This is a genomic window from Anaeromicropila herbilytica, from assembly GCF_016591975.1.
GTDB lineage: Bacteria > Bacillota > Clostridia > Lachnospirales > Lachnospiraceae > Anaeromicropila > Anaeromicropila herbilytica.
Genome location: NZ_AP024169.1, coordinates 4,993,063 through 5,016,746, shown reverse-complemented (window position 1 = coordinate 5,016,746; position 23,684 = coordinate 4,993,063). Strand labels below are relative to the sequence as shown.

General features: G+C 32.8%; 22 protein-coding genes. 11 read left to right on the top strand and 11 right to left on the bottom strand.

Annotation, left to right across the window (positions count from 1 at the left end):
• Positions 1–82 precede the first annotated feature (82 nt).
• Positions 83–2,368: a heavy metal translocating P-type ATPase gene (locus bsdtb5_RS21385; protein WP_271713971.1), complete on the bottom strand. Its 2,286-nt coding sequence runs from the start codon at positions 2,366–2,368 to the stop codon at positions 83–85.
• A 28-nt stretch (positions 2,369–2,396) separates the two neighbouring features.
• Entirely contained in the window at positions 2,397–2,771 is a 375-nt protein-coding gene (locus tag bsdtb5_RS21380; RefSeq protein WP_271713970.1) for an ArsR/SmtB family transcription factor, read from the bottom strand.
• 398 nt (positions 2,772–3,169) lie between these two features.
• Between bsdtb5_RS21380 and yfcE the strand changes: the two genes are divergently transcribed.
• The 6 genes from yfcE (at position 3,170) to bsdtb5_RS21350 (ending at position 9,677) form a co-directional block, all read left to right on the top strand.
• Positions 3,170–3,715, top strand: coding sequence for a phosphodiesterase (gene yfcE / locus bsdtb5_RS21375; protein WP_271713969.1), 546 nt, complete (start codon positions 3,170–3,172; stop codon positions 3,713–3,715).
• A gap of 48 nt (positions 3,716–3,763) precedes the next feature.
• The gene (locus tag bsdtb5_RS21370; RefSeq protein WP_271713968.1) at positions 3,764–4,327 is read left to right on the top strand and encodes a DUF7010 family protein; all 564 of its coding nucleotides are present in this window, start codon (positions 3,764–3,766) and stop codon (positions 4,325–4,327) included.
• A gap of 71 nt (positions 4,328–4,398) precedes the next feature.
• Positions 4,399–5,112, top strand: a complete 714-nt coding sequence (locus tag bsdtb5_RS21365) for a response regulator transcription factor (protein WP_271713967.1) — start codon at positions 4,399–4,401, stop codon at positions 5,110–5,112.
• Positions 5,109–6,347, top strand: a complete 1,239-nt coding sequence (locus bsdtb5_RS21360; RefSeq protein ID WP_271713966.1) for a sensor histidine kinase — start codon at positions 5,109–5,111, stop codon at positions 6,345–6,347. The genes bsdtb5_RS21365 and bsdtb5_RS21360 overlap by 4 nt, the downstream gene beginning before the upstream one ends.
• A gap of 208 nt (positions 6,348–6,555) precedes the next feature.
• A complete protein-coding gene (locus bsdtb5_RS21355; RefSeq protein ID WP_271713965.1) occupies positions 6,556–7,311 on the top strand; it encodes an ABC transporter ATP-binding protein in 756 nt (251 codons plus the stop codon).
• 14 nt (positions 7,312–7,325) lie between these two features.
• Positions 7,326–9,677, top strand: coding sequence for an ABC transporter permease (locus tag bsdtb5_RS21350; RefSeq protein ID WP_271713964.1), 2,352 nt, complete (start codon positions 7,326–7,328; stop codon positions 9,675–9,677).
• A gap of 142 nt (positions 9,678–9,819) precedes the next feature.
• Here the strand turns inward: bsdtb5_RS21350 and bsdtb5_RS21345 are convergent, their stop codons facing one another.
• The 9 genes from bsdtb5_RS21345 to cobT all read right to left on the bottom strand — a co-directional run bounded on the left by bsdtb5_RS21345 (position 9,820) and on the right by cobT (position 17,554).
• Positions 9,820–10,344, bottom strand: a complete 525-nt coding sequence (locus tag bsdtb5_RS21345; RefSeq protein ID WP_271713963.1) for a cob(I)yrinic acid a,c-diamide adenosyltransferase — start codon at positions 10,342–10,344, stop codon at positions 9,820–9,822.
• 123 nt (positions 10,345–10,467) lie between these two features.
• Positions 10,468–12,000, bottom strand: a complete 1,533-nt coding sequence (locus bsdtb5_RS21340) for a cobyric acid synthase (protein WP_271713962.1) — start codon at positions 11,998–12,000, stop codon at positions 10,468–10,470.
• Positions 11,985–13,028 (bottom strand): pyridoxal phosphate-dependent aminotransferase, encoded by a 1,044-nt coding sequence (locus bsdtb5_RS21335; protein WP_271713961.1) that lies wholly within the window; start codon positions 13,026–13,028, stop codon positions 11,985–11,987. The genes bsdtb5_RS21340 and bsdtb5_RS21335 overlap by 16 nt, the downstream gene beginning before the upstream one ends.
• A gap of 43 nt (positions 13,029–13,071) precedes the next feature.
• Positions 13,072–14,052 carry an adenosylcobinamide-phosphate synthase CbiB gene (gene cbiB, locus bsdtb5_RS21330; protein WP_271713960.1) on the bottom strand — a complete coding sequence of 327 codons (981 nt, stop codon included), beginning with the start codon at positions 14,050–14,052 and terminating at the stop codon, positions 13,072–13,074.
• A 5-nt stretch (positions 14,053–14,057) separates the two neighbouring features.
• Positions 14,058–14,657 (bottom strand): histidine phosphatase family protein, encoded by a 600-nt coding sequence (locus bsdtb5_RS21325; protein WP_271713959.1) that lies wholly within the window; start codon positions 14,655–14,657, stop codon positions 14,058–14,060.
• Between the two features lie 12 nt (positions 14,658–14,669).
• Positions 14,670–15,089 (bottom strand): bifunctional adenosylcobinamide kinase/adenosylcobinamide-phosphate guanylyltransferase, encoded by a 420-nt coding sequence (locus bsdtb5_RS21320; protein ID WP_271713958.1) that lies wholly within the window; start codon positions 15,087–15,089, stop codon positions 14,670–14,672.
• Positions 15,089–15,853: an adenosylcobinamide-GDP ribazoletransferase gene (locus tag bsdtb5_RS21315; RefSeq protein ID WP_271713957.1), complete on the bottom strand. Its 765-nt coding sequence runs from the start codon at positions 15,851–15,853 to the stop codon at positions 15,089–15,091. Before bsdtb5_RS21315 ends, bsdtb5_RS21320 begins: the two co-directional genes overlap by 1 nt.
• 66 nt (positions 15,854–15,919) lie before the next feature.
• Positions 15,920–16,453 (bottom strand): bifunctional adenosylcobinamide kinase/adenosylcobinamide-phosphate guanylyltransferase, encoded by a 534-nt coding sequence (locus bsdtb5_RS21310; protein WP_271713956.1) that lies wholly within the window; start codon positions 16,451–16,453, stop codon positions 15,920–15,922.
• 36 nt (positions 16,454–16,489) lie between these two features.
• A complete protein-coding gene (cobT, locus tag bsdtb5_RS21305; RefSeq protein WP_271713955.1) occupies positions 16,490–17,554 on the bottom strand; it encodes a nicotinate-nucleotide--dimethylbenzimidazole phosphoribosyltransferase in 1,065 nt (354 codons plus the stop codon).
• Between the two features lie 736 nt (positions 17,555–18,290).
• On the opposite strand from cobT, the gene bsdtb5_RS21300 reads away from it, so the two are divergent.
• The 5 genes from bsdtb5_RS21300 to bsdtb5_RS21280 all read left to right on the top strand — a co-directional run bounded on the left by bsdtb5_RS21300 (position 18,291) and on the right by bsdtb5_RS21280 (position 23,537).
• Positions 18,291–18,989 (top strand): hypothetical protein, encoded by a 699-nt coding sequence (locus bsdtb5_RS21300; protein ID WP_271713954.1) that lies wholly within the window; start codon positions 18,291–18,293, stop codon positions 18,987–18,989.
• 376 nt (positions 18,990–19,365) lie between these two features.
• A complete protein-coding gene (locus tag bsdtb5_RS21295; protein WP_271713953.1) occupies positions 19,366–20,400 on the top strand; it encodes an FIST signal transduction protein in 1,035 nt (344 codons plus the stop codon).
• A gap of 12 nt (positions 20,401–20,412) precedes the next feature.
• Positions 20,413–21,378, top strand: coding sequence for a methyl-accepting chemotaxis protein (locus bsdtb5_RS21290; protein ID WP_271713952.1), 966 nt, complete (start codon positions 20,413–20,415; stop codon positions 21,376–21,378).
• 64 nt (positions 21,379–21,442) lie between these two features.
• Positions 21,443–21,778: a hypothetical protein gene (locus tag bsdtb5_RS21285; protein ID WP_271713951.1), complete on the top strand. Its 336-nt coding sequence runs from the start codon at positions 21,443–21,445 to the stop codon at positions 21,776–21,778.
• A gap of 343 nt (positions 21,779–22,121) precedes the next feature.
• Positions 22,122–23,537, top strand: a complete 1,416-nt coding sequence (locus bsdtb5_RS21280) for an alpha-amylase family glycosyl hydrolase (protein WP_271713950.1) — start codon at positions 22,122–22,124, stop codon at positions 23,535–23,537.
• Positions 23,538–23,684: the final 147 nt, after the last annotated feature.

Here is a 23,684-nt window from a genome sequence, read left to right as displayed (position 1 = left end):
TAAGTATAGTATAATGAAAAGTCTAGATAAATAGAAAAACAAATGCCTTTATAGAATCCTATCTTCTATAAAGGCATTTTGACTATCGATTTACGTTATATTTTAATGCGCGAAGAGAATTAAAGATTGCTATTAAAGCAACTCCTCCATCAGCAAAAACAGCTAGCCACATGGAGCCATATCCTATGGCAAGTAAAAGCATAACAAGAAGTTTTAACCCCAAAGCTAAGAAAATATTTTGAGTAACTATTTTCTTCGTAAACTTTGCAATCTGGATTCCTTTTGCAATCTTAGAGGGTTCATCTGTCATAATAACAATATCAGAAGCCTCAATTGCTGCATCTGAGCCAACGCCACCCATTGCAATACCAATATCAGCTCTTGCAAGCACGGGAGCATCATTCATACCATCACCAACAAATATAACATTTTTACCTTGTTCACTCTGTTCTAACAATTCTTCTACTTTAGCTACCTTATCTCCTGGTAATAATTCTGAATACACAGTATCAATACCTAAGTCTTTTGCGACTAATTTGGCAGTAGAAGTAAGATCTCCTGTTAACATAACAGTCTTTACTCCCATTTCTTTCAATGCCCTTATTGCCTTCTTAGAATCATCTTTGATGTCATCGGATATAACAATATTGCCTACGTATTTGTCTCCTATAGCAATATAACAGATAGTTCCTAATTTTTCTTCTACAGTTGGTGGATAAGGAATCTGGAATTTGTCTAATAATTTTGTGTTACCAATGTACACGCTTTCTGCGGTGTTATTTGGAGACATATTATTTATGATTGCCTTAACACCATGACCAGAAATCTCTTCATAATCTGATACCAAGGAGGTATTGAGTGCAGCAGGATATGCATTAGTAATTGATTTTGCGATTGGGTGATTTGAGTAACTTTCAACTAAAGCAGCTATTTCAAGTAATTTGTCTTTGTCAAATCCATCTACGGTATTAATCTCACTTACCGAGAATATTCCTTTAGTTAAAGTTCCTGTTTTATCAAATACAGCAACTCCAACAGAGTGGAGTGCCTCTAAGTAATTGCTACCCTTTACAAGAATACCATTTTTGGAAGCATTACCGATTCCACCAAAGAAACCGAGTGGGATTGAGATTACAAGGGCGCAAGGACAGGATACAACTAGGAAACCACAAGCTCGATATATCCAAGTACTAAAATCATAACTTCCAGTAATAATTGGTGGAAGTACTGCTAAAAGAGCTGCAAATAGTACAACAATTGGAGTGTAGATTCTAGCGAATTTGGTAATAAAGTTTTCTGTTTTTGATTTTTTATTACTAGCATTTTCCACCAGATCAAGTACTTTTGCAACAGTTGAATTAGAATAAGTTTCAGTAACTTTGATGAATAATGTTCCATTACCATTTATGCATCCACTTAGGATATCCTCACCAGTGGATACTTTTCGAGGAACACTTTCACCAGTTAAGGAAGAGGTATCTACAAAGGAGGAACCCTCTATAACAACTCCATCTAATGGTACTTTTTCACTTGGTTTTACAATAATAATATCTCCAATAGATACTTTTTCTGGAGCTATCGTTTGTATTCCATCTTCTGTTTGAATATTGGCATACTCAGGTTTTATACTCAATACAGATTCTAACTGCTTTCTTGACTTATCAACTGCTAGGTCTTGAAGAAATTCACCAATCTGGAATAAGAACATAACGGAGATACCTTCTGCATAATCTCCAATGAAGAATGCACCAACGGCTGCAATTAGCATAAGAAAATTTTCATCAAAGAGTTCTTTATTTCTGAGGCCATGAAAAGATTCCAAGAGAACATCATAACCTAAGATAAGAAAACCGAGTAAAATAATTATAATTCCAACGGGGTTAGGAATAGAAAGAGTGATTGATCCAATAGCGATACCAAAACCTAGAATTAATCGAAATAGATGAAGTAGGGCGGACTTTTTGTCATCGGAATCACCACCTTTATGTGAATGATCGTGAGAATGACTAAGGGAATGATCATGTGAATGATTATGAATCGAACCATCGCAACAAGAATCTTTACATTCACTTGATTCAGTCAAGGTATACTCTGTCTTAGTGTTAGAAACTGTATTCGAAGCATCCAAAGGTCGTAGAATGACATTACTCTCAATGGAGGTAACTGCTTTTTTTAGTTTCTCATATAATTCTGTACTTACATTGTTCTGTGTAGGGTCTTTTAACTCAAGAATTAACTGCTTTTTTACAAAATTAATAGTAGCGAGCTCAATCTCGTCAAAGTTATTAATCTTTGTCTCCATTTTAGAGGCACAATTTGCACATCCAAGATTCTCAAGTATGTAGATCTTCTGACTATTATTTGCCATAATTTCGCTTCCTTTCAAAGATATATTTTTATTCTTGTATATGAGCTAAACCTTGGTCAAAGATATGCTTGATATGATTATCATCAAGTGAATAGTAAACTACTTTGCCGTCTTTACGTGACTTTACAAGTTTTGCTGACTTTAATACTCTTAGTTGATGGGAGATTGCAGATTGCGTCATAGACAGTAAAGTTGCTATATCGCATACACACATCTCAGACTCAAACAAAGCACAGAGAATCTTAGTTCTTGTAGTATCTCCAAATACTTTAAATAGTTCCGCCAAATCATATAGCACTTCTTCTGGTGGCATCAATTCACGCACCTTTGAAATGGTATCATCATGAATACAATTTATTTCACAGATATCAATTGAATCTGTTTTTAATTTTTCTTTATCCATTCTAGTAACCTCCTACTTATATTCTTAAGTATATTTTGATATTTTGATATTATTGATTAAATAACATATGAACATATGAATTGTTGTTCATATGTTCATAATATGTCAATTTTATTTATTTGTCAACTAAATATGAAAAATAAATTTAAGTTATAGTTAAATTAGAATACTAAACTGCAACAAATATCAATTATTATGAATAAATTGACAGATATCAAATGGGATGATACGATGGTATCAATTAGTAACAATAGGCGTTTACAAAGTATTTACTTTATTGATTTGAGTACGAAAATAAGTGGATAAGTAAATTGTTTTGTGGATATTTTCTTATTATTTGCTATGAAATGTGGATAGGATACGAATTAAGTAATTATGACGCTAGAAAGGAATCAATTATGAAATTAATGTTTGCATCAGATATTCATGGTTCAGCCTTTTATTGTAAGCAGATGATTGAATGTTACAGGATAGAGAAGGCAGAGAAGTTAATTCTTCTAGGAGATTTGCTATACCATGGTCCAAGAAATGATCTACCAAAAGAATATAATCCGAAAGCTGTTATTGGGATGTTGAATGAGATAAAGGAAGAACTATTATGTGTCAGGGGTAACTGCGATGCAGAAGTTGATCAAATGGTGTTAGAATTTCCAATCATGGCTGATTACATGACAATGTTTCTAGATAACAGAATGCTATTTATTACGCATGGGCATCTATTTCATGAAGGTCAATTACCACCTCTTAAGAAAAAGGATATCTTAATTCATGGGCATACCCATGTACAGGCAATGGTTGATAGAGAGAATTATACTTATATTAATCCGGGATCTGTATCCTTACCAAAAGAGGAGAATGTAAATAGTTATATGATCTATGAGAATGGGGTGTTCCAAGTAAAAGATTTGAATCAAAATGTTATAAAAGAATATATTGTAAAATAGTATATTAGCTCGCAAAAGCGAGTGTGAATAAAAGGGAGGAAGTGTTATATGAATTTTGAACAAGGAAAAAAGGTGTTAGATGAGCTGCGATTAGATTGCGCTATAAAGCAGAAGAAAGGCTTACATTTTATTTTGGCTTCTGTAGTATTATGGAGTGCTGTATTTGGTGTACATGTAAGTAATCTAGATGCACTAACCAAGAATTTTTATACGTTTTGTATTACAGCTATCTTAGTACCAATAGCATTTTTAATTTCAAAGATAATAAAGGTTGATTTTCAAAATAAGGAGAATCCGTTAACCAATTTAGGAATTTTATTTTCTGTGAATCAATTTTTGTATCTGATTATCGCAATGTGGGTATATCAGGCAGTTCCAGATAAGATGTTAATGGTAATTGCAATGATATTTGGTGCACATTTAATGCCATTTGGGTGGTTATATCAGTCCAAATCTTATATGGTACTGTCTGGTATTGTTACAGTAATAGCCTTATTTATTGGATGTAGCTATGATTCTTATATCTTAGCAGCAGTGATGATCGTAATAGAAATTATCTTTTGTATATCCTTAGTAATTGAAAATAAGAAATTAAGCGCGAACCATATATAAAGGAACAAAAAAGCAGAACTCTTTAAACATAAGAGAAACGAGCAAGATTAAAAAGTAGGGAGTAAATAAAAATGGAAAGTGAAACCGTAGCAAAATATCAGTGTTTAGTGGTGGATGATGAAATTGATCTTGCATCCGCTACTTGCGAATATTTTGAGATGTTTGGTATCCATTCTGCGTATGTCACCAATTCGGAAGAATGTTTATCCTTTTTAAAAGATAATGAAGTTCAAATATTGTTGCTTGATATTAATCTTAAGGAGGAAAGTGGATTCATTCTATGTAAAAAGATTAGAGAGGAATCCAATCTTCCAATCCTTTTTATAAGTGCAAGGCAAAGTGATGATGATATTTTAATTGCCCTAAATATCGGTGGCGATGATTACATAAAAAAGCCATATTCGCTTAGCATTTTACTTGCGAAAGTGAAAGTTATGTTAAAACGTCTAGAGGAAAGAGATAATAATGCCACGAAGCAGGCAAATAATCAGTTAAAGACAATTAAGGATATTGCAATAGACGAAGATGCTAGGAAAATCTACGTAAAGGAAAGAGAAGTACAACTAAAAAATAAAGAATTCAACTTATTTTTGTATCTCTTCCACCATAGAAATAGAGTCGTAACGAAGGAAGAATTATTCTCAAATGTATGGGGAGATAAATTCTTTAGCGACGGAACATTGAATGTTCATATTCGAAAGATTCGTGAAAAAATTGAAGAGGATCCAAATGAGCCTAAATATATAAAAACAATCTGGGGCATTGGATATATATTAGAATTATGAAGTTAAAAACTATAATTTTGATTACAAGTCTAAGCTTATTACTAACGTTCTTATTTCTGATAAAATATATTGATTCATTAGAATATCATGCTAGTGATATTATTAAAGTGAATGATATCCAGAAGAGAATTGAAGAAGATATGAGTAAAAATTCAATTTCTTATAAAAGTTTAGAAAAAAAATATTCCTGTAGATTCATATTAAAAAGTGAATCTGAATACAGGAATGAATTGAGTCATGCAATTCAAAAGGGAAATGTTGTACTTGATTATGAAAAAGGAAATCAGTTGATTGGTAAAATAATAATTCCAGCCAACTCAGATTCTTTTGTACAGTTAAAACAAAATCTGAAAATCATAATTGGAGGAATGATTCTCTTTGTCCTCATTATCATCTATATTATTACCTCTTATCTGTATGTAAGAATGCTAAGACCATTTAGGAAATTAAGAAATTTTGCAATGAATATATCCCAGGGTAATCTGGATATTCCACTTAAGATGGAAAAAGAGAATTATTTTGGAGCATTCACTGAGAGTTTTGACAGGATGAGAGAGGAACTAAAGAAATCAAGAAAGGCAGAATTCGAGGCAAATAAAAGCAAAAAAGAATTAGTAGCATCACTTTCTCATGATATTAAAACACCCGTTGCTACAATAAAGGCTTTGTGTGAGATTCTTGAGATAAAATTGAAAGAAGAAGATGCACTCACCAAGATTGGTACCATTAATCAAAAAGCAGAAGTAATCGAAAAATTAATAAATAACCTATTCCATGCTACCTTAGAAGAACTCGAGGCACTGAAAATAGAACCAAAGGAAGAACTTAGTACTATTATTAAACCGATGTTCATGGATATTAACCATTATGGAAAGATTTATTTTAAGAATGAAGTGCCAGGATGCCTGATATATTGTGATAGACTTAGAATGAATCAAGTAATTGATAATATTATTAATAATTCCTATAAATATGCTGGAACAGATATTGATGTAAGTTTTGAAGAGATTGAAGATGCGATTGTTATAAAAGTTGAGGATTATGGTAATCGGGCAGTGGAAGAAGAAATACCGCTTGTCTTTCATAAATACTATCGTGGAAAAAATGTTGATGGTAGTTCGGGGGCTGGGTTAGGTCTCTACCTTGCAAAGCAGTTCATAGAGGGAATGGGCGGTAGCATTGAGTGTTATGTAGAAAATGGATTTGTAGTTATACTCCATGTGAAAAAGGTATGATTAACCTTAACTCAATTTAACAAAATCACCCTAAACAATTCCTTAATTAAGAATTAGATAAGAATTATATAAAGATTAGAAAAAGACAGTTTAAGAAATGAAAGCTATAATAAGACTATAACGTTGATGGAAAACGTATAGTCTTATTTTTATTTAAGCTATTTGTCATGAATCGAACATCATAAATGGAAGGGTAATAGGTATTAAAATGGAATCAATATTAGAAGTTAAGAATTTATGCAAATCTTATTCAAATGGAAGTGTGTTACAACATGTACTGAAAAATATGAATATTCAAATATACAAAGGCGATTTTACTGTAATCATGGGAAGTTCAGGATCTGGTAAATCAACTCTTTTGTATGCATTGTCAGGAATGGATAAACCAACCGTTGGAAGTATATATTTTAAGGACGAAGAAATCAGTGGATATAATAATGATCGATTAGCAATCTTTCGAAGAAAGCACTGTGGATTTGTATTCCAACAAATGTATCTGAATGATACGATGAATGTCCTTGATAATATTTTAATGGGTGGGCTATTAGTGAGTAAAGATCGTAAACAGATTACAAGTAAGGCAAAGGAATTATTACAATCGGTAGGACTTGATGAGACTAGTTATGATAAATTCCCATCACAATTGTCAGGTGGAGAAGCACAAAGAGTCGCAATTGTAAGAGCAATTATCAATTCACCAGAAATAGTTTTTGCCGATGAACCAACAGGAGCACTGAATTCAACGAATGCAGTAAATGTATTAGAAGTGCTAACAAAGATTAATAGAGAAGGTCAGAGCATTGTTATGGTAACACATGATATAAAGACAGCAAGGAGAGCAAATCGTATTCTATATCTAAAAGATGGTGTCATCATAGATGAATGTAATCTAGGTCAATATGAAAAAGGTGATGAGGAGCGTCATAAGAAATTAAGAAGGTTCCTTGAAGAAATGGGTTGGTAAAGGTAGGTATAAAAATGAAGATATTGATGATTGCAAAAAGCAATATAAGAAAAAACAAGGGAATATCTGTAATGCTAATGATCCTCATTTTAATTGCTACAATATTATTATATACTGCGGTTAGCATTTTACTTGATATTAACACGTTTGTGGATGATAAGAATAAGGAATTAAATGGTGCAGATTATGTAGTTGGCCTTCCTAGTGAATATAAAGATGCTGCAGTAAATACATTAAAAGAGTTAAAAGGGTATCAATACTCAGAATTAGAAGATGTAGTACTAACAAGTTCTGGTGATATAAGAAATGTTACAAATGATGAAAAAAAACAGAGTACAGGATATGCCATATTAAATGCTGATAAGAAAGAAAATCTATCAAAGTTAAAAATTATAGATAAAGGCAATAAAAAATTAGAGAATTCGATTATTGTACCTTATTTTTTAAAAGTCGCAAATGGGTATCATACTGGTGATACAATAGAAATCGGTATTGGAAACAAAACAAAAAACTATGTTATCTATGGATTTGCAGAAGATATTATCTTTGCTACACCAACGAATATCACTTTTTATAAATGTTATGTATTTGATAAGGAATTTAACTCTTTGATGAGTGAGCAAAAACAAAAGATAACTTTTATTAAGGCAAAATTAGAGCGTGGAACGAAGACGGATCAATTCGATACTACTTTTATTAAACATTTTAATGCACAACAGAGTAATAAGAAGGCAGATCTTCTTACACTTGATTATGCTACTATGAAAATAGGGCTGTGCTTATTTTTATCTATTATAATGGCGATTCTTATTGTATTTTCCATTATTATAATAGTTATTGTATTGACGGTTATGCGATTTACTATAGTCAGTCATATTGAAAGTAATATAAAGAATATTGGGTCAATGCAAGCAATGGGTTATCGACCATATCAATTAATTATGGCAATAGTGTTGCAATTTAGTATTATTAGTATATTTGGATATTTAATTGGAATGATAATGGCGTCATTTTCTTCAGGAATTGTAAAAAATATTGTCTCTTCCTCTATAGGGTTAGAATGGAAAAGTAGCATGAATCTACTAGCGGCGTTGGTTAGCTTGGTACTCATATTAGCATTGGTATCATCGGTATCTTACTTCACATCAAGAAAAATAAAAATGATTACACCAATTATTGCTCTTAGAAATGGAATTGAATCTCACAACTTTAAGAAAAGCTATTTTCCACTAGATAGAACTCCAGTAAATTATAATATATTGTTAGGGTTAAAATCATTTTTCTATCACACAAAACAAAATATCACAATTATTATAGTAGTATTGTTAATGAGTTTTGTTTGCATCTTCTCATTTGCTGCAAACTATAATTTTAATATTGATACGACGGCATTCTTGCAGTTGGTTGGTATGGAAAAAGCACAGTTATCAGTAGTGGTAGAGGATAAGGACGCTTCTAATATATTTGCTGATATTAAACAGATGAAGCATGTTAAGAAAACAGTACAATTATACGAAAAAAATATGACTGTAGTTGCTAAAAAGAAAGAGATTACCACTTTATTCAAGGTATGTAATGATTATAATAAGCTTTCTATTAATACCGTCATTAAAGGAAGATATCCAAAACATGATAATGAGATTGCAGCTACGAACTTAATTCTTAAACGTCTACATGCAAAGATTGGAGATGTTATTCATGTAAAGAATGGAGAAAAAGCAGTAGAATTTCTAGTGGTTGGTGTAACGCAACAGATTAGTTATCTTGGTAAATGTGCAATGATTACTGAGGAAGGTATGAGGAGACTTGATACATCTTATAAACCTAGTCAAATATATGTTTACCTAGATAGTAGTAAGTATACAAAGGCAGTATCAAAAGAGATTAAGAATCATTATAAAGACAAAAATATATCCATAGATAACGTTGAGAAAATAATTGATACAACGCTAGCGCCTATGCAAAAGGCATTGGCAATTCTGTGCTTAGTCTGTACCATTATTACATTAAGTATTATTGCACTCATCTTGTATCTATTTATAAAAATTCGATTATTAAAAGAGAGAGTACGTTTGGGTGCTGCTAAAGCCATTGGCTATACAACAAGACAGTTGATAGCACAAGTAGTAGTGAGCTTTTGTCCGACCTGCTTCATAGGTGCACTAATAGGAGCAGTTATGGCTAGATTTCTAATTAATCCATTGGTTGCGTTAATGCTTTCTACCTCTGGAATTGTAAAGTGTCATATGATTATTAATCCGTTATTATTATTTGGGACATTTTTTGGAATATCAGTATTCTCTATTGTTATTACAGCTTTGGTTGCAGTAAGAATTCGAAAAATAACACCTTGCGAATTATTCTAGAGAGTTGAGTTATTTTGTAATAATTTATTAAAGAAACCCATTTTAGTAATTACTTCCAAAATGGGTTTTCCTTGAGTAAAGTATATCCTATAGTATGATAGAGTATTACTTAGTAGTTAAACCATAATTTGAATCGGAAAAGTTATAGCTCAATGCCAAGTCTTGCAGGTATTCCTTCATCAAATGGATGCTTTACCTTGGTAATATCAGATACGTAATCCGCTAAGTCTAATAATTCTGGGGAGGGATTTCTACCAGTCATGATAACTTCAAGAGACTCTGGCTTATTTTTTAAGAAAGTGACAAAGTCATCTCTATCAATGAAATTATATTGATAAGTAGCCATTAGCTCATCCAGTACTAGCATATCATAATGCTCAGTCTCTACTTTATGAAGAGCTGATTTAAGGTAATTCGAATAAAAATCTTTTGCAGACTCTTTTTCTTCTTCTGTTAAGTTCCAGATAAATCCGAATGTTTCTTCACAAGGGAAGAGATCAATATTCGCTATCTGTGATAGAATATTTAATTCACTTGAACTTTGGTCTTTTAAAAATTGTACGAATAGTACTTTCATGCCACTTCCAGCGGCACGAATACTAAGACCAATTGCTGTGGTTGTTTTCCCTTTTCCATCTCCACAGTAGATGTGTATAAGTCTTTTCATATTAGCTCCCATCTGTCGCCTTTGGCGACGTACAAATTAAGGGTGTGAAACGCTTTATTTTTAATTTCTATTGCCTTTCAAGTTTTACTAATTTGATACGATAATTCTAATTGATAGAACATTCTATAGTCCCATAATTTCATATATTTTTTGTAAGTCAATACTATTTCTAAGAGTATCAGCCAATAAATCATATTGGCTTTCTTTGTACTCTTGCAAATCAAACGTTTTAAGCTCTAGGGTATCGATTCCCTTTTGTTTTGCAAGAGACTTTACGATGGTATGCAGAACATTACCATCATCAAAGAGTCCATGGACATAAGTTCCATAAACATTATTTTGATAGGCCCCATCTATCTTGCATTTAGGATTACTGCTATCCAGTTTTTCTAAAGGAAGATCAGGATCACTGTGAAGCGTAGTAAGAATTTTACCACCTTCGATTAAAGTACTAATTCCCATATGAATCTCATAGCCCTCAAAGGATAGATTAGAAAGATCTTTAAGCGGTCCCTCTAGTGTAGAAAAGCATCCAGACACTCTAGTTCTTGTTTTATTTTTCTCAAAAACAGTATCAATTGGTAATAGGCCGATACCTCGAATGGTTCCTCCGTGTTCTATTTCATATGGATCACTAAGGCTTTGCCCTAGCATCTGATAACCACCACATACACCAAAGAGGGTCGTGCCGTTTGAAGAAGCTTTAATAATTGCAGTTTCTAATCCAGATTCACGTAGCCATAGAAGATCTTCCATTGTATTCTTCGTTCCAGGAAGTATAATCATGTCGGGATTCTTAAGTTCGGATACACTCTTAACATAACGAAGTGACACTTCTTCCATGCATTCAAATGGATGGAAATCTGTAAAGTTAGAGATTCTTGGTAACTGAATAACTGCAATATCTACAAGGCAAGTCGTAGTATTTTTCGTAAAACGCTCTGTTAAGCTGTCTTCATCATCAATATCAAGATGCATGTAAGGAACAACACCTAGGGTTGGTATGTGTATTCGATCTGTAAGCATATCTAGGCCTGGTTCTAAGATACTCCTGTCACCACGAAACTTATTAATTAGAATTCCTTTGATTCGATTTTGTTCTTCTTCCTCCAAGAGAAGAATGGTACCAACAATTTGTGCAAATACACCGCCTCGGTCAATATCACCAACGAGAAGAACAGGCGCGTCTACCATTTTAGCCATTCCCATATTTACAATATCATCGTTCTTAAGATTGATCTCTGCGGGGCTTCCAGCACCCTCGATGACAATAATATCATAATCACGATCGAGCCTTGAGTAGGCTTTCTTAATATCAGGAATGAGTTCCTTTTTATATTTATAGTAATCAATTGCTTTTACATTACCTCTTACTTCGCCGTTTACAATGACTTGAGTTCCTGTATCACTATTTGGTTTTAATAAAATGGGGTTCATTAATACGCTTGGCTTGATACCACAAGCTTCTGCCTGCATAACCTGAGCCCTACCCATTTCAAGGCCTTCTTCAGTGATAAAAGAATTTAGAGCCATATTTTGTGATTTAAAGGGAGCAACCAGATAGCCATCTTGTGTAAAGATACGACATAATCCGGCAACAAGAAGGCTTTTTCCTGCGTTTGACATGGTGCCTTGTATCATTATTGATTTCGCCATAGTTTTCTCACTTTCTCTAGTAGTTGTACATTTTCAGGATGAGATTTGACAGCAATGCGGTAATAACCTTTGCTTAAGCCAGGATAGTTACTACAATCACGAATGAGGTATCCTTCTGATAACATATTTTCATAGAAGTTTGAAGGACCTTTAAAGAAGATATAGTTTGCTTTCGATTCAAATAAAGAGAGACCATACTGAGGAAGTTCACGAGTCAGATACTCTCGCTCTTCTCTTATGAGTGCTCTCGTTCGAGTTACGTACTCGTCTTCTTTTAACGCTGCAACACCTGCAGCTAGTGCTGGAATAGATACACTCCAAGGTTGGGATACTTGATGCATTCTGTCCAGGAGCTTAGTATTGCTGCAATAACCATATCCTAATCTTAAACCTGGGATAGCGTAGAGCTTTGTAAAAGCTTTTAATACAAAAAGATGGGAGTGCTTGCTAACACAGTCCTTTATGGTATACACTGATGGGTTATCTAAGAAGTCGTTAAAACATTCGTCTATCACAAGGAAAATGTTCTTTTTCTCACATAAGGACAGAATTTCATTCAAAAATGGTACTTTTATTACATGACCTGTTGGATTATTGGGGTTGCATAGAAATACAATATCTAAATCATTCGTTAAATTATCTAGAAAGTTAGTTTGTAGTTCAAATTGGTTCTCTTCTAATAATTTATAGTAGATTATGGAACAATCCACTGCATGAAGGGCTTGTTCATATTCGGAAAAGGTAGGAGCAAGAAGAAGAGCTTTCTTTGGTTTTAAGGCAAGGCATAGTGAAAAAATCAGATCAGCAGCGCCGTTACCACATATAATATTAGGAATGTCGATATTATCCTTCTCAGATAATGACTTTCTAAGTGATAGATGCCTTACGTCTGGATATTGGTTACAGATCGCTAATGAATCTATGACTGCATCCTTCACAGCCTTAGGAATTCCCAAGGGATTAATATTAGTCGAAAAATCGGTGATATTCTGGTATGAATAGATATCACCTCCATGCATGTTGTTCATATTGTGAATCTCCTTTTATTGAGAGGATGGTATATAACGTAATTTATAAAGCAATTGCATCAAACAATAAAATGATAAAAAGCCGTATTGCAAATAGGAATAGAAAACTAAGGAGAGCAGTTTTGTAAAGTAATTTGTTTGCATTCTTAATATCTTCATAAACTATCTCCCTTAAATTATCGCCTATGTAAGGTTTTTCGTATAATTTTCCGAAGTAATATGCATTTCCTGCAAGTTGTATTCTTAGAGCACCAGCGCATACAGACTCAGTATGTGCTGAATTCGGACTGGCATGGTTATAGCGGTCTCTTTTATAGATACGATAGGCATTTTTCACGTCATACCGTAAGAAAAAGGAAGCAAGAATCATAACATAAGCAGATATTCTTGCGGGAATATAATTTAGAATATCATCCAATTTGGCAGCAATTCTTCCAAAGTATAAGTACTTATCGTTCTTATAACCAATCATAGAATCCATAGTATTTACCGCTTTATAGAAAAAGCCTAGGGGAGCACCACCGATAAAAAGATAGATTAGAGGTGCAATACTACCATCAGATGTGTTCTCTGCAACAGTTTCAATAGCAGCTTTTGAGATTCCAATATCCGTTAGATTTTTGGTGTCTCTGCCTACAATCATAGATACATGGTATCTAGCTTCTTCTAGATTATGATTTTTTAATGATGTATACACTTTCATACTTTCTACTTTTAATGACTTCGTTGCAAGTAGTTGATAACAAAATATTGCTTCTATACCTACTCGTAAAAAAGGATGAACCCCATTAGCTACTATTAGTAGAATGAGTGGAAGACCGGTAGAGATTAAGAGTACAAGAATAACGAGTATCCCACCAGCAATATACTCTGTATGATTTGTTTTAGCATGCTTCCTTAGTAAGATTTCAAGTCTTGTTATCATAGAACCAATCAATCGTATGGGATGTGGAAAAAAGTGTGGGTCACCTAGGATTAAATCAAGAACAAAACCTATGCATATAGATAGTAACGTTAATTTCATGATAGTTAGCCTTTCGTTATAGTATCTAAAACCTGTAGTTGCAGGACTCCGTTGTGATAAGAAGATTCTAAAAGTTTGGTGACAAAGCCCTCTCCATTTTTCACACTCCAATCGTAGTAATCTTTGGGGATTGTGGCATAGGACCAGAGCACTGACATTATAGTACCACCATGAACTACAAGTGATATGGTCTTATAGTGGTGCCTGATTGCATCATTTATCACTTCACCGAATCCCAATAGTGTTCTTTTTGTAAAAATCTCTTTTGATTCTCCATTAGGAAATGGAAGGACAGCATTACTAAGAACCCAGTCGCTATAATCTTTATTATCCTTTAATTCTTCGTAATTTTTATTTTCAAAGTCTCCAAAGTCACATTCTCTCAAATCTTCAACAATCATAGGAATAAGAAGAGGATAGATGAGTGCAGCAGTTTGTCTACAGCGAAGCATAGGACTAATATATAAAGCTTCGCATGGTGGATAGGGATTATTCTTTAACTGAGAAATGCCTTCTTCACAAAGAGGCTCGTCGGTACTTCCAATGTAACGGTATAGCGTATTTCCATAAGTTTTACCGTGTCGTATAAGATGAATGGTAAGCATAGCAGTCCTCCTTTAATCTTCCTTAATTATTGTACCAATTCCTAGTATTACGCGGTGAACTCTCTTTGACTCTTTTGCCAGTTCACACAATATTCTGCCAAGTGTTTCGCGATAGTATCGATCAGAAGGGAGCATAGGAACAATGCCATTACCAATTTCATTACAAATTATAAATAGTTCTTTACCTTCGCTTTGTTGATGGATTAATTGATCTAGTAGAGGGTAAGGGTCTAAGTCTTGTTCTAATAACCTTTTGATTAGTAAATGAAACTGATAAAGAATTGGTCTGTCAGCAAGTTCTTTCAGTAATAGATTTGCATCTATAGGAAGTTCAATATTAGAAACATCAAGAACCTTATCTTTTGAATAGCCAGTTAGACTTAATAGATAATCTAATTTCCCTTGATATGCTCCGCCTATAATTAATTCCATTAGTGCACCACCTTTTCATAAAATACAATAGTTAATAACATGGATAACTCAAAAATCTGTAAGAAGAAACCAGCAAGATCTCCGGTTGTTCCGCCAAACTCATTGAAGGACATTCTTTTATAATATAAAAAAACAAGGAGCCCAATTAAGAGACAAAAGAATCCAAGGATAAGATGGAGGTATAAGAGAAGGAAGGAGCATAAAAATAAGTAAACATACATTGTATTACGAACTCGTGTTTTTTGCGATTGATCGGAAAAGGTTTTAAGTAATCCGCTATTCTTAGCAGTTTTAAAGGTAACCACAGATAGACCGCTAAATGCACGGGACATAATATAACATATCATTACAAGACACATATATTTGGTGTGATATAGTTCACTAAAAAGGCCAAAGGTAAGAAGAATATATCCAATGCCTCCAATGATAGCAAAAGCTCCCGTATGTGGGTCCTTTAAGATCTCTAATTTTTTCTCCTTCGATTGAAAAGAATTCTTAGCATCAATTGTATCCAGGTATCCATCAAAGTGAATACCACCACTAATGATTAGTGGAAGTAATGTCATAATTGCTGCAAAAAGGGAAGTGGTAAGGTGAAGGCAAAGGGATATATTCCAGAAGAGATACAAGCACGCTCCAATTACAATACCAATAAGTGGAAAAAAGCACATGGCATAGCGCATATTTTCTTTCGTCCAATCTGTTTTAGGCATTGGGATCTTAGAGTACATAGAAAATGCAATTTTAAAACCGTTAGGTAGCATAGAAACTAACTCCTTTATTCTATAAGTCAATTTAGGAGGAGAGGGTTAAATCTCTCCATAGTGTGTTTAGTGTGAAATAAAAAATGAGCTTTTATGAAAAATAGGTATGGTGTATACAATTTCAATTACTTCATCAGCAAGCTTGGCTAAAGCACAGTTAACTTCACCAAGGTCATGCAAATATTGAATGGTTTCCCCGTCATATTCGATACCATCGGAGAATACCTCATTTGTAACAATTACTAGATGCGTAGTATTCTTTCGTATTGTTTTAACTCCTTGTATAATTTCTTCCACTAATTGATTTTTTGATCCATTTTCCTGGTAACGTTCATTGGCTACAAGGTTAGAGAGGCAATCTAGCAATACAGTACTATTTGAAGGAAGAATAAGATTTCTAAGACCGGTATAGCATTCAATGGTATGGAAATTCTTTGCTTCTCTCATTTTTTTATGACGAAGTATCTTCTGATTACATTCTTCATCAAAAGGAAACATGGTAGCAATATAGATTCTATTTTCCGTTTGGTAGGAGGTAGCAACCATTTCGGCATATTCCGATTTGCCACTACCACTTCCACCTGTGATTAAGGTAAACATAAATATTGATCCTCCAAGTTTGTTTATATTCTGACTCTACAAAGGTTTGTACTCCTCAAGCTCAATATCTTGAAAGGTGCTCATTTCATTATAAACAGACAAAGCCATATCAAGTAGAGGGAATAAGGCAACAGCTCCAGTCCCTTCACCTAGACACATTTCACAGCTTAAAAATGGTTTTACATCTAGAGCATTTAAAAGCATCTTCGCAGCAGGTTCCTTCGATACGTGGGAAGGAAGTAAATAATCTTTAACATCAGGAGAAAGGCGGACAGCGAGCAAGGCAGAGACAGAAGAGATTATACCATCCATTACAATTGGTATATGATAAATAGCGCCTCCAAGGAAAACACCTGTTAGCCCAGCAATATCGAAACCACCAATTTTTGATAAGATGTCAATTGGGTCATTGGAATTCGGTTTATGAAGAGCAATTGCTTGCTTAATCACAGTTTGTTTTCGGATAAGCCCATCATCCGATAATCCAGCACCTCTGCCTGTTACATTTTCAACGGGAACATCTAATAAAACAGAAGTGATTGCACTACTTGTCGTTGTATTACCAATCCCCATTTCACCAGTTGCAATAATCTCATATCCCATTTCTTTTAGTTCACGAACAATTTCAATTCCAGCTTTAATTGCTTGAATTGCTTCCTCTTTCGTCATAGCGGGGTACTTTGCCATGTTTTTGGTTCCATAGGCTATTTTTTTCCATTGGTTTAAAGGAGTATCCTTAGGATATACATCTGTTAACATTCCCATATCAATTGGGTAAATATCCGTATTGGATTGTTTGGCCATGATACAAGCACAAGAAGTTGATGTAAGAAAGTTAGCAGCAACAATGGCAGTAACTTCACTACCTGTTTGTGTCACCTTTTCTTCTACAACACCATTATCTGCGCACAATATGACAAGTGCTTTCTTATTTATTGATATTTTATGAGTCTTTTGTATTCCAGCTATTTGAATGAGTGCATCCTCTAACAAACCAAGACTATGTAAGGGTTTTGCAATACTGTCCAGTCGTTTCTTAGCAACTTCTTTTGAGGAGAGATCAGAAGGTTCTATTTTATTTAAAAATTCATTTTGTGGCATTATGCTCGCCTCTTTTCTTTTAAGCAACTTAATTAGTTCATAATATAGTAGTTTGATTATATTCGCTTAAAAAGTAGGTGTCAACTTTTTCATATATAGGGAAGTACCATATAACGATATAATAGAATGAGTTGCCCGACAAATGACCTGTTTGGGAGGTTGTCTAGGCAATTTGCACAAAACAGAAAAACTCATGCTTCATTGAATATGTATAAGAAGATCTAGTTCTCAGATCATAGTGTGAAAAAAGAAAATTTTCACACCCCTTGATTGTTACATCGCCATAGGCGATAGAGGGGAGCTTTCATGTAAAACATATGCTAGGACAGATAACTCGCCTTGCTCATACAGATCTGTCCTAGCTTTTTCTGTTTTGTGCAAATTGCTAGGCTAGATTTTGAAACAGGTTATTTGTCGGGCCACTCATAGAATAATATATGAAAAAGCAAAACGTTATAAAACTTTAATAATTTGTAAGAAAAAAGTAGATAATAAAAAATAAAAACTATTTATAATTAAAGTGTAATTTTAGAACTGATTTTATGTAAAGTACACACTCCTTATAACCACACAGTTATGAAAGAATTATTGAAATTATAATCTACAAATTATCTGAATAATTTTCTATCACATTGGTAATCCAATGCTTTATATCAAAATCAGTTCTGCTTGTAATAATTTATCCGATAAGTAGCTTGTTTTATACTATAAAACGACAAAAGGGAGATTTTATAATATGAAAAAATTATATATTATAATTTGCTTAGTAATTAGTATGGGTGCATTATTCCTTGGGTATAAAAATATCGAAGCCAAACAAAGCCTTTCATTTAATATAAAAGAATATCAAAATCAGAAGGGAACTGGTAAAACAGTAAAAGTAGATGGAATAAAAGATCAGAAAAAAGGTAAGAAAATCAACACTTTATTACTAGAAGATTCAAAGGCAGTACTATCTCCTTATGATCTAAACGATGAAAACGTTACAGTTATGATGGACGTTAACTATTCTTATGTTGAAGAAAGTAATCAATTAATTGTGATATATAAAGGAATCTATAATAATAAAACAGCAGCACATCCAACCGTTTTTTATGCGATAAGTAATATTGATTTATCAAAAGCAAAACGAATAGATGATTCAAATAATATTGATATAAAAAAATTAACGAAAGCAATTCAAGAAGGTAAATTTACGGTAATTGCAGAAAGTGATGAGTTAAAGCAAGCTCAAAAAGAATATCTTTTAAGCATATCAAGTAAAGATTATAATCAAATGTTTAGAAATATAAACTTTAAAGAAAAGAATGGGAAGATTATTCTACCGGAAGTTTTTCTTATTAAGAAAGAAAATAAGACTACAGTTATATTACCTACCTTTCATGCGCTTGGAGACTATGCTGAAATAGAGGTAAATACAAAGGATGTACAGTAAATATTCGTCGATGTCTATCTTTGTAGACTTGTGTGAAATAAAACGTTTCACACCCCTGATTTGTATGTCGCTAATCGCGACAGATGGGGGCTATTAAAAATGTAGTTAAATTAGTAAATTTAGAAGAAGTATATCATGAAACGATAAAGAAATTTTAATAATATAAAAATTTAAAAATAGAATCCAAAATAAATGGAAGAGTTACTTTTTCGTTTATTTTGGATTGTTTTATTTTGAAGATTAATAAGTTGTATATGAGAAATATAAATCAATTACGATAGACAAAAAATATAATATAAATTATAATGATATCAAAAAAATGTCAATATAAATAGAATGACATAAATATATGTAGAAAAAAGAGGGGGTATGTATTATGTTTGAAGCACTATATTTTAAATCTCTTGAGGAAAGCAAGAATTTTATTGCATCCAATCACAGTAAAGGAATATTACTGTTTGCATCGGATCAAATAGTAAGAGATTTAAGTCAATATGCTGGAGAGAATGTGGTTTTATGTTCTACAGCAGGGGAGTTCACCAAAGAAGGATATAAGGAAGAAGTAATCACTGGGTTCACTTATGATAGGGGTGTAGCTAGCATTGTTGAACTCGAGAATCCATCCATTCGTAATATTAATGAGTTAAGAAAAGCATATGATAAGGTAAAAGATAATAAGAATGCATTTATGTTATTGCTATGTAATGGTTTAGCAGCTCATGAAGAAAGCATTATATCAACATTCTTTTTTATAAAGGATGATTTTAAAATAGTAGGTGGTAGTTCAGGAGACTATTTGCAATTCAAAGAAACATTAATCTATATAGGTAAGAAAAAAGTGGATTCTGTAGCAATATTCTTCGATTGTAAGAGCCGAACACAATTAGTGAAGGAAAATATCTATAAAACCACAGAAAAGAAATTGTTAGTGACAGAGGCAGATCCTTTGAGTCGTACTGTATATAAATTTGACAACGTGCCAGCAGCAACAAAGTATGCCCAGTTAATTGGAATTAGAGAAGAAAAACTTGCAGATTCCTTCAGCAATCACCCACTTGGACGTGTGATTAAACAGAATACATATATTGCTTCTCCTATGAAAGTAAACCCAGATAAGTCTATTACATTTTATTCGCAGATTCTACCGAATACATTTGTTGACGTATTAGAGCCAGCAGACCTAGATAATTGCTTTCATAATACAATCAATATGCTCGAATTTAAACCGACTTTCATTTTCTCCGTGCACTGTATCTTAAGAAGTTTGAAGTTTAAAGAGGAACATTCATGGGGGAAATTAGACAGTAAGCTTTTACAAGTATGTAAGAATCAATCAGGATTCATTAGTTACGGGGAGCAGATATATAAGAAGCATTTAAACCAGACAATGGTGTTATTAGCAATAGAGTAGAGAGAGGGTATTATGTTGAAGAATATATTTAAGAAAAGAAATAGAAAATCAGAGGAGTTTAATGAGAATGTTCATTCTCAATCTGAGCTCAATCTAGAAAAACCAAAAGAGATGGATCGTTATGAATATGCGTATATTCTTGCAGTCGAGTTAGAGAAAAATATCAATAAGATATTAAAAGAAGAGGGTAAAATAACATATGGATTTAAACAGACCACAGAGGCTTTAAACCAGACGAACCATAAGATTCATGATATTGAGAAACATATTTATAATTTAAGTAATGATACTGAAACGATCATTCATGGTATTGAGAAAAGTATTGAGACATCTCAAAGTAGAATTAGTGATTCTAGAAGAATTGTAAATGAATCCGCAAATCAGATGAATGAAGTATTCTCTGTGTTTGATAATCTTGTAGATGTATTTAACTCTGTAGAAGAGAAATATAAAGAGATTAATCAATTTGCAAATGCTATTACAGATATTGCATCACAAACTAATTTACTATCCCTAAATGCTTCAATTGAAGCAGCCAGAGCTGGTGAGTCTGGAAAAGGTTTTGCGGTTGTCGCAGGTGAGATTAAATCATTATCTGATACAACTGAGAGAAGTGCAGCAGATATTATTCGTCTTCTAGGAGATATGAGCCAGATTCTTGATTCCGTAAGAAGCCATTCTAACCAAGGAAAAGAAATTGTACAAAATGCTGCGGATACAATGAATAAATCAACAAGTAGTTTTGATAGTATTACACAAGCAGAACAAGAAGTAAATCATCAAATAGAAAAAGTAAAAACTTCTCAATCAAAGAGTATAAATAGTATCGCAGAGAATATATCTAGTATAGTAGCACTTTCTAAAGAAGAAACAGAGAACCTAGAAGAACTAATCTATAATGTAGAGTCGAAATCAGAATCTTACCTTTATATACTAAATCATATCAATCAAATAAAAGAATTGAAGGATAAGAAATAATAGTAAAGTGAGAATTAGTGTTAATTCATGAGTGGTAAATTAGTGGAGGCGAACGAAAAGAAGTATGAATAAAATTGTTTTTGTTCTTATAACACTTACCTATGCGAGTATGACTATTATGTCAGTAATAACGAACATAAATAAGAGAAGAGAAACGATTTTTCAAAGTACTAATATTATAGAAATTGTAGGAAGTATTCTGATTGTTCTATCTAATTTAGAATGCTTCTATAGCAGAAATACGCATTTGATCTATTTACTATTAGGTCTATTATTGATATGGATTGCTACACTAATGAAGTCAAGCTATAAATTTGAAAAGGTGAATAACATTGGATTACTTATGAATGGAATATTATTCATTTTAGTCTTGTTTCTTTTCTTTCGAATAAAGAATTAAATCATTTCTTATGAGCAATGTTTAACTGGAACAGAATATACTATACTTGACTATTAATATAATTTAGATAGATAAAAGCATTTATGGGAATTGCATGGATAGCAATTACTATAAATGCTTTTTCTATAAATAGAGTTGCTTGATCAGGGATTATTAAGGATAAGTAGATAGTGAGCAAATTGTTCAGGATTGACAAATAATTACTGGAAAAGTAAAATGAATACATGTTTGAGAACGATATGATATGAAATGATTAATTTAACAATAGATAGATTGTATTTTAATCAATGGAGTAAATAGTATTGTAAACGCCTAGTTAGATTGTAGAAAGAAGGAATAGAGTATGAGTTATTGGTATGAAAAAGCAAACTTTTATCATATATATCCATTTGGTTTATGTGGTGTGATTCCTAAGAAAAATGAGGAAAGCACTAACAATCAATTCACCATATTAGAACAATGGATTCCACATATTAAGAATATTGGATGTAATGCTCTTTATATTGGGCCTCTTTTTGAATCCATTTTACATGGATATGACACTACAGATTATAAGTTAGTGGATGCAAGACTTGGAACGAACGAGAATTTTATGGATTACGTAAGGCATTGTCATGAGAATAATATAAAAGTAGTTGTTGATGGGGTATTCAATCACACAGGGCGAGAATTTTTTGCATTTTTAGATATTAAAGAGAGGAGAGAACAGTCTAAGTATCTAAACTGGTATAAAGGTATTAATTTAGGAGGGGATTCGCCCTACCACGATGGTTTTTCATATGAAGGATGGAGAGGACATTATGATCTAGTTCAGTTTAATCTACAGAATAAAGAAGTAAGAGACTATCTATTTGAAGTGGTTAAGTTTTGGATTGATGAGTTCGATATTGATGGAATTCGATTAGATTGTGCAGATGTCCTTGATTTTAACTTTATGAAAGAATTGAGAAGTGTATGCAATTCACTGAAAGAAGAGTTCTGGTTAATGGGTGAAGTAATTCATGGGGACTATAGTAGATGGGTAAATGATAACATGCTACATTCGGTAACTAATTATGAACTTCATAAAGGACTATATTCTGGGCATAATGATCATAACTACTTTGAGATTGCACACACAGTAAAAAGATTATTTGATCCAAAGGGCGGGTTGTGTAAGGAGCATTTACTATATACGTTTCTTGATAATCATGATGTTGAGAGAATTCATAATAAGTTAAAGCAAATTGAACATATTTATCCAATTATGATTCTAGTATATACACTACCAGGTATTCCTTCTGTTTATTATGGATCTGAATGGTTAATCGAGGGCAAGAAAGAAAAAGACTCCGACGATTCTCTTAGACCAGAAATAAAACTAGAGAATTATTGCTCAAGAGTGATGAATAGAGAATTAAATAAGGAGGAGATTATCTATCATCCAGAACATGAGAGATTAATTCACTGGATTCAGAAGTTGGCACAGATTCGATTGAATTATGATGAGTTAGCATATGGTATCTATATGGAAGTAGTACTGACCAACAGGCAATATGCATATGCGAGATTATTACAGCACAGTGCTATTATTGTAGCAGTGAATAATGACGATAACAATACAAAAATGACATTAAAACTTCCTATAAAGGCTAATAAAATTATTGATCTTATAGAACAGGAAGAAGTAATCGCTGAAAATAATATGGTTGAGCTCACATTAGAGAAAAATAGTGGAAGAATCCTATGGATAAGCGAAGAGCTTGAACAAAATGCATGAATTGATAGGAAATATGTAGAAAATTACAATATAGAAAAATATTAATAGTGAAACTGCTAAAAAAGTAAACAAAAAATTAAAAAACTCACCCTGATATATTGACAAAATACACAAATAGTGGTATCCTTTATTCAGGTCTTGAACGGA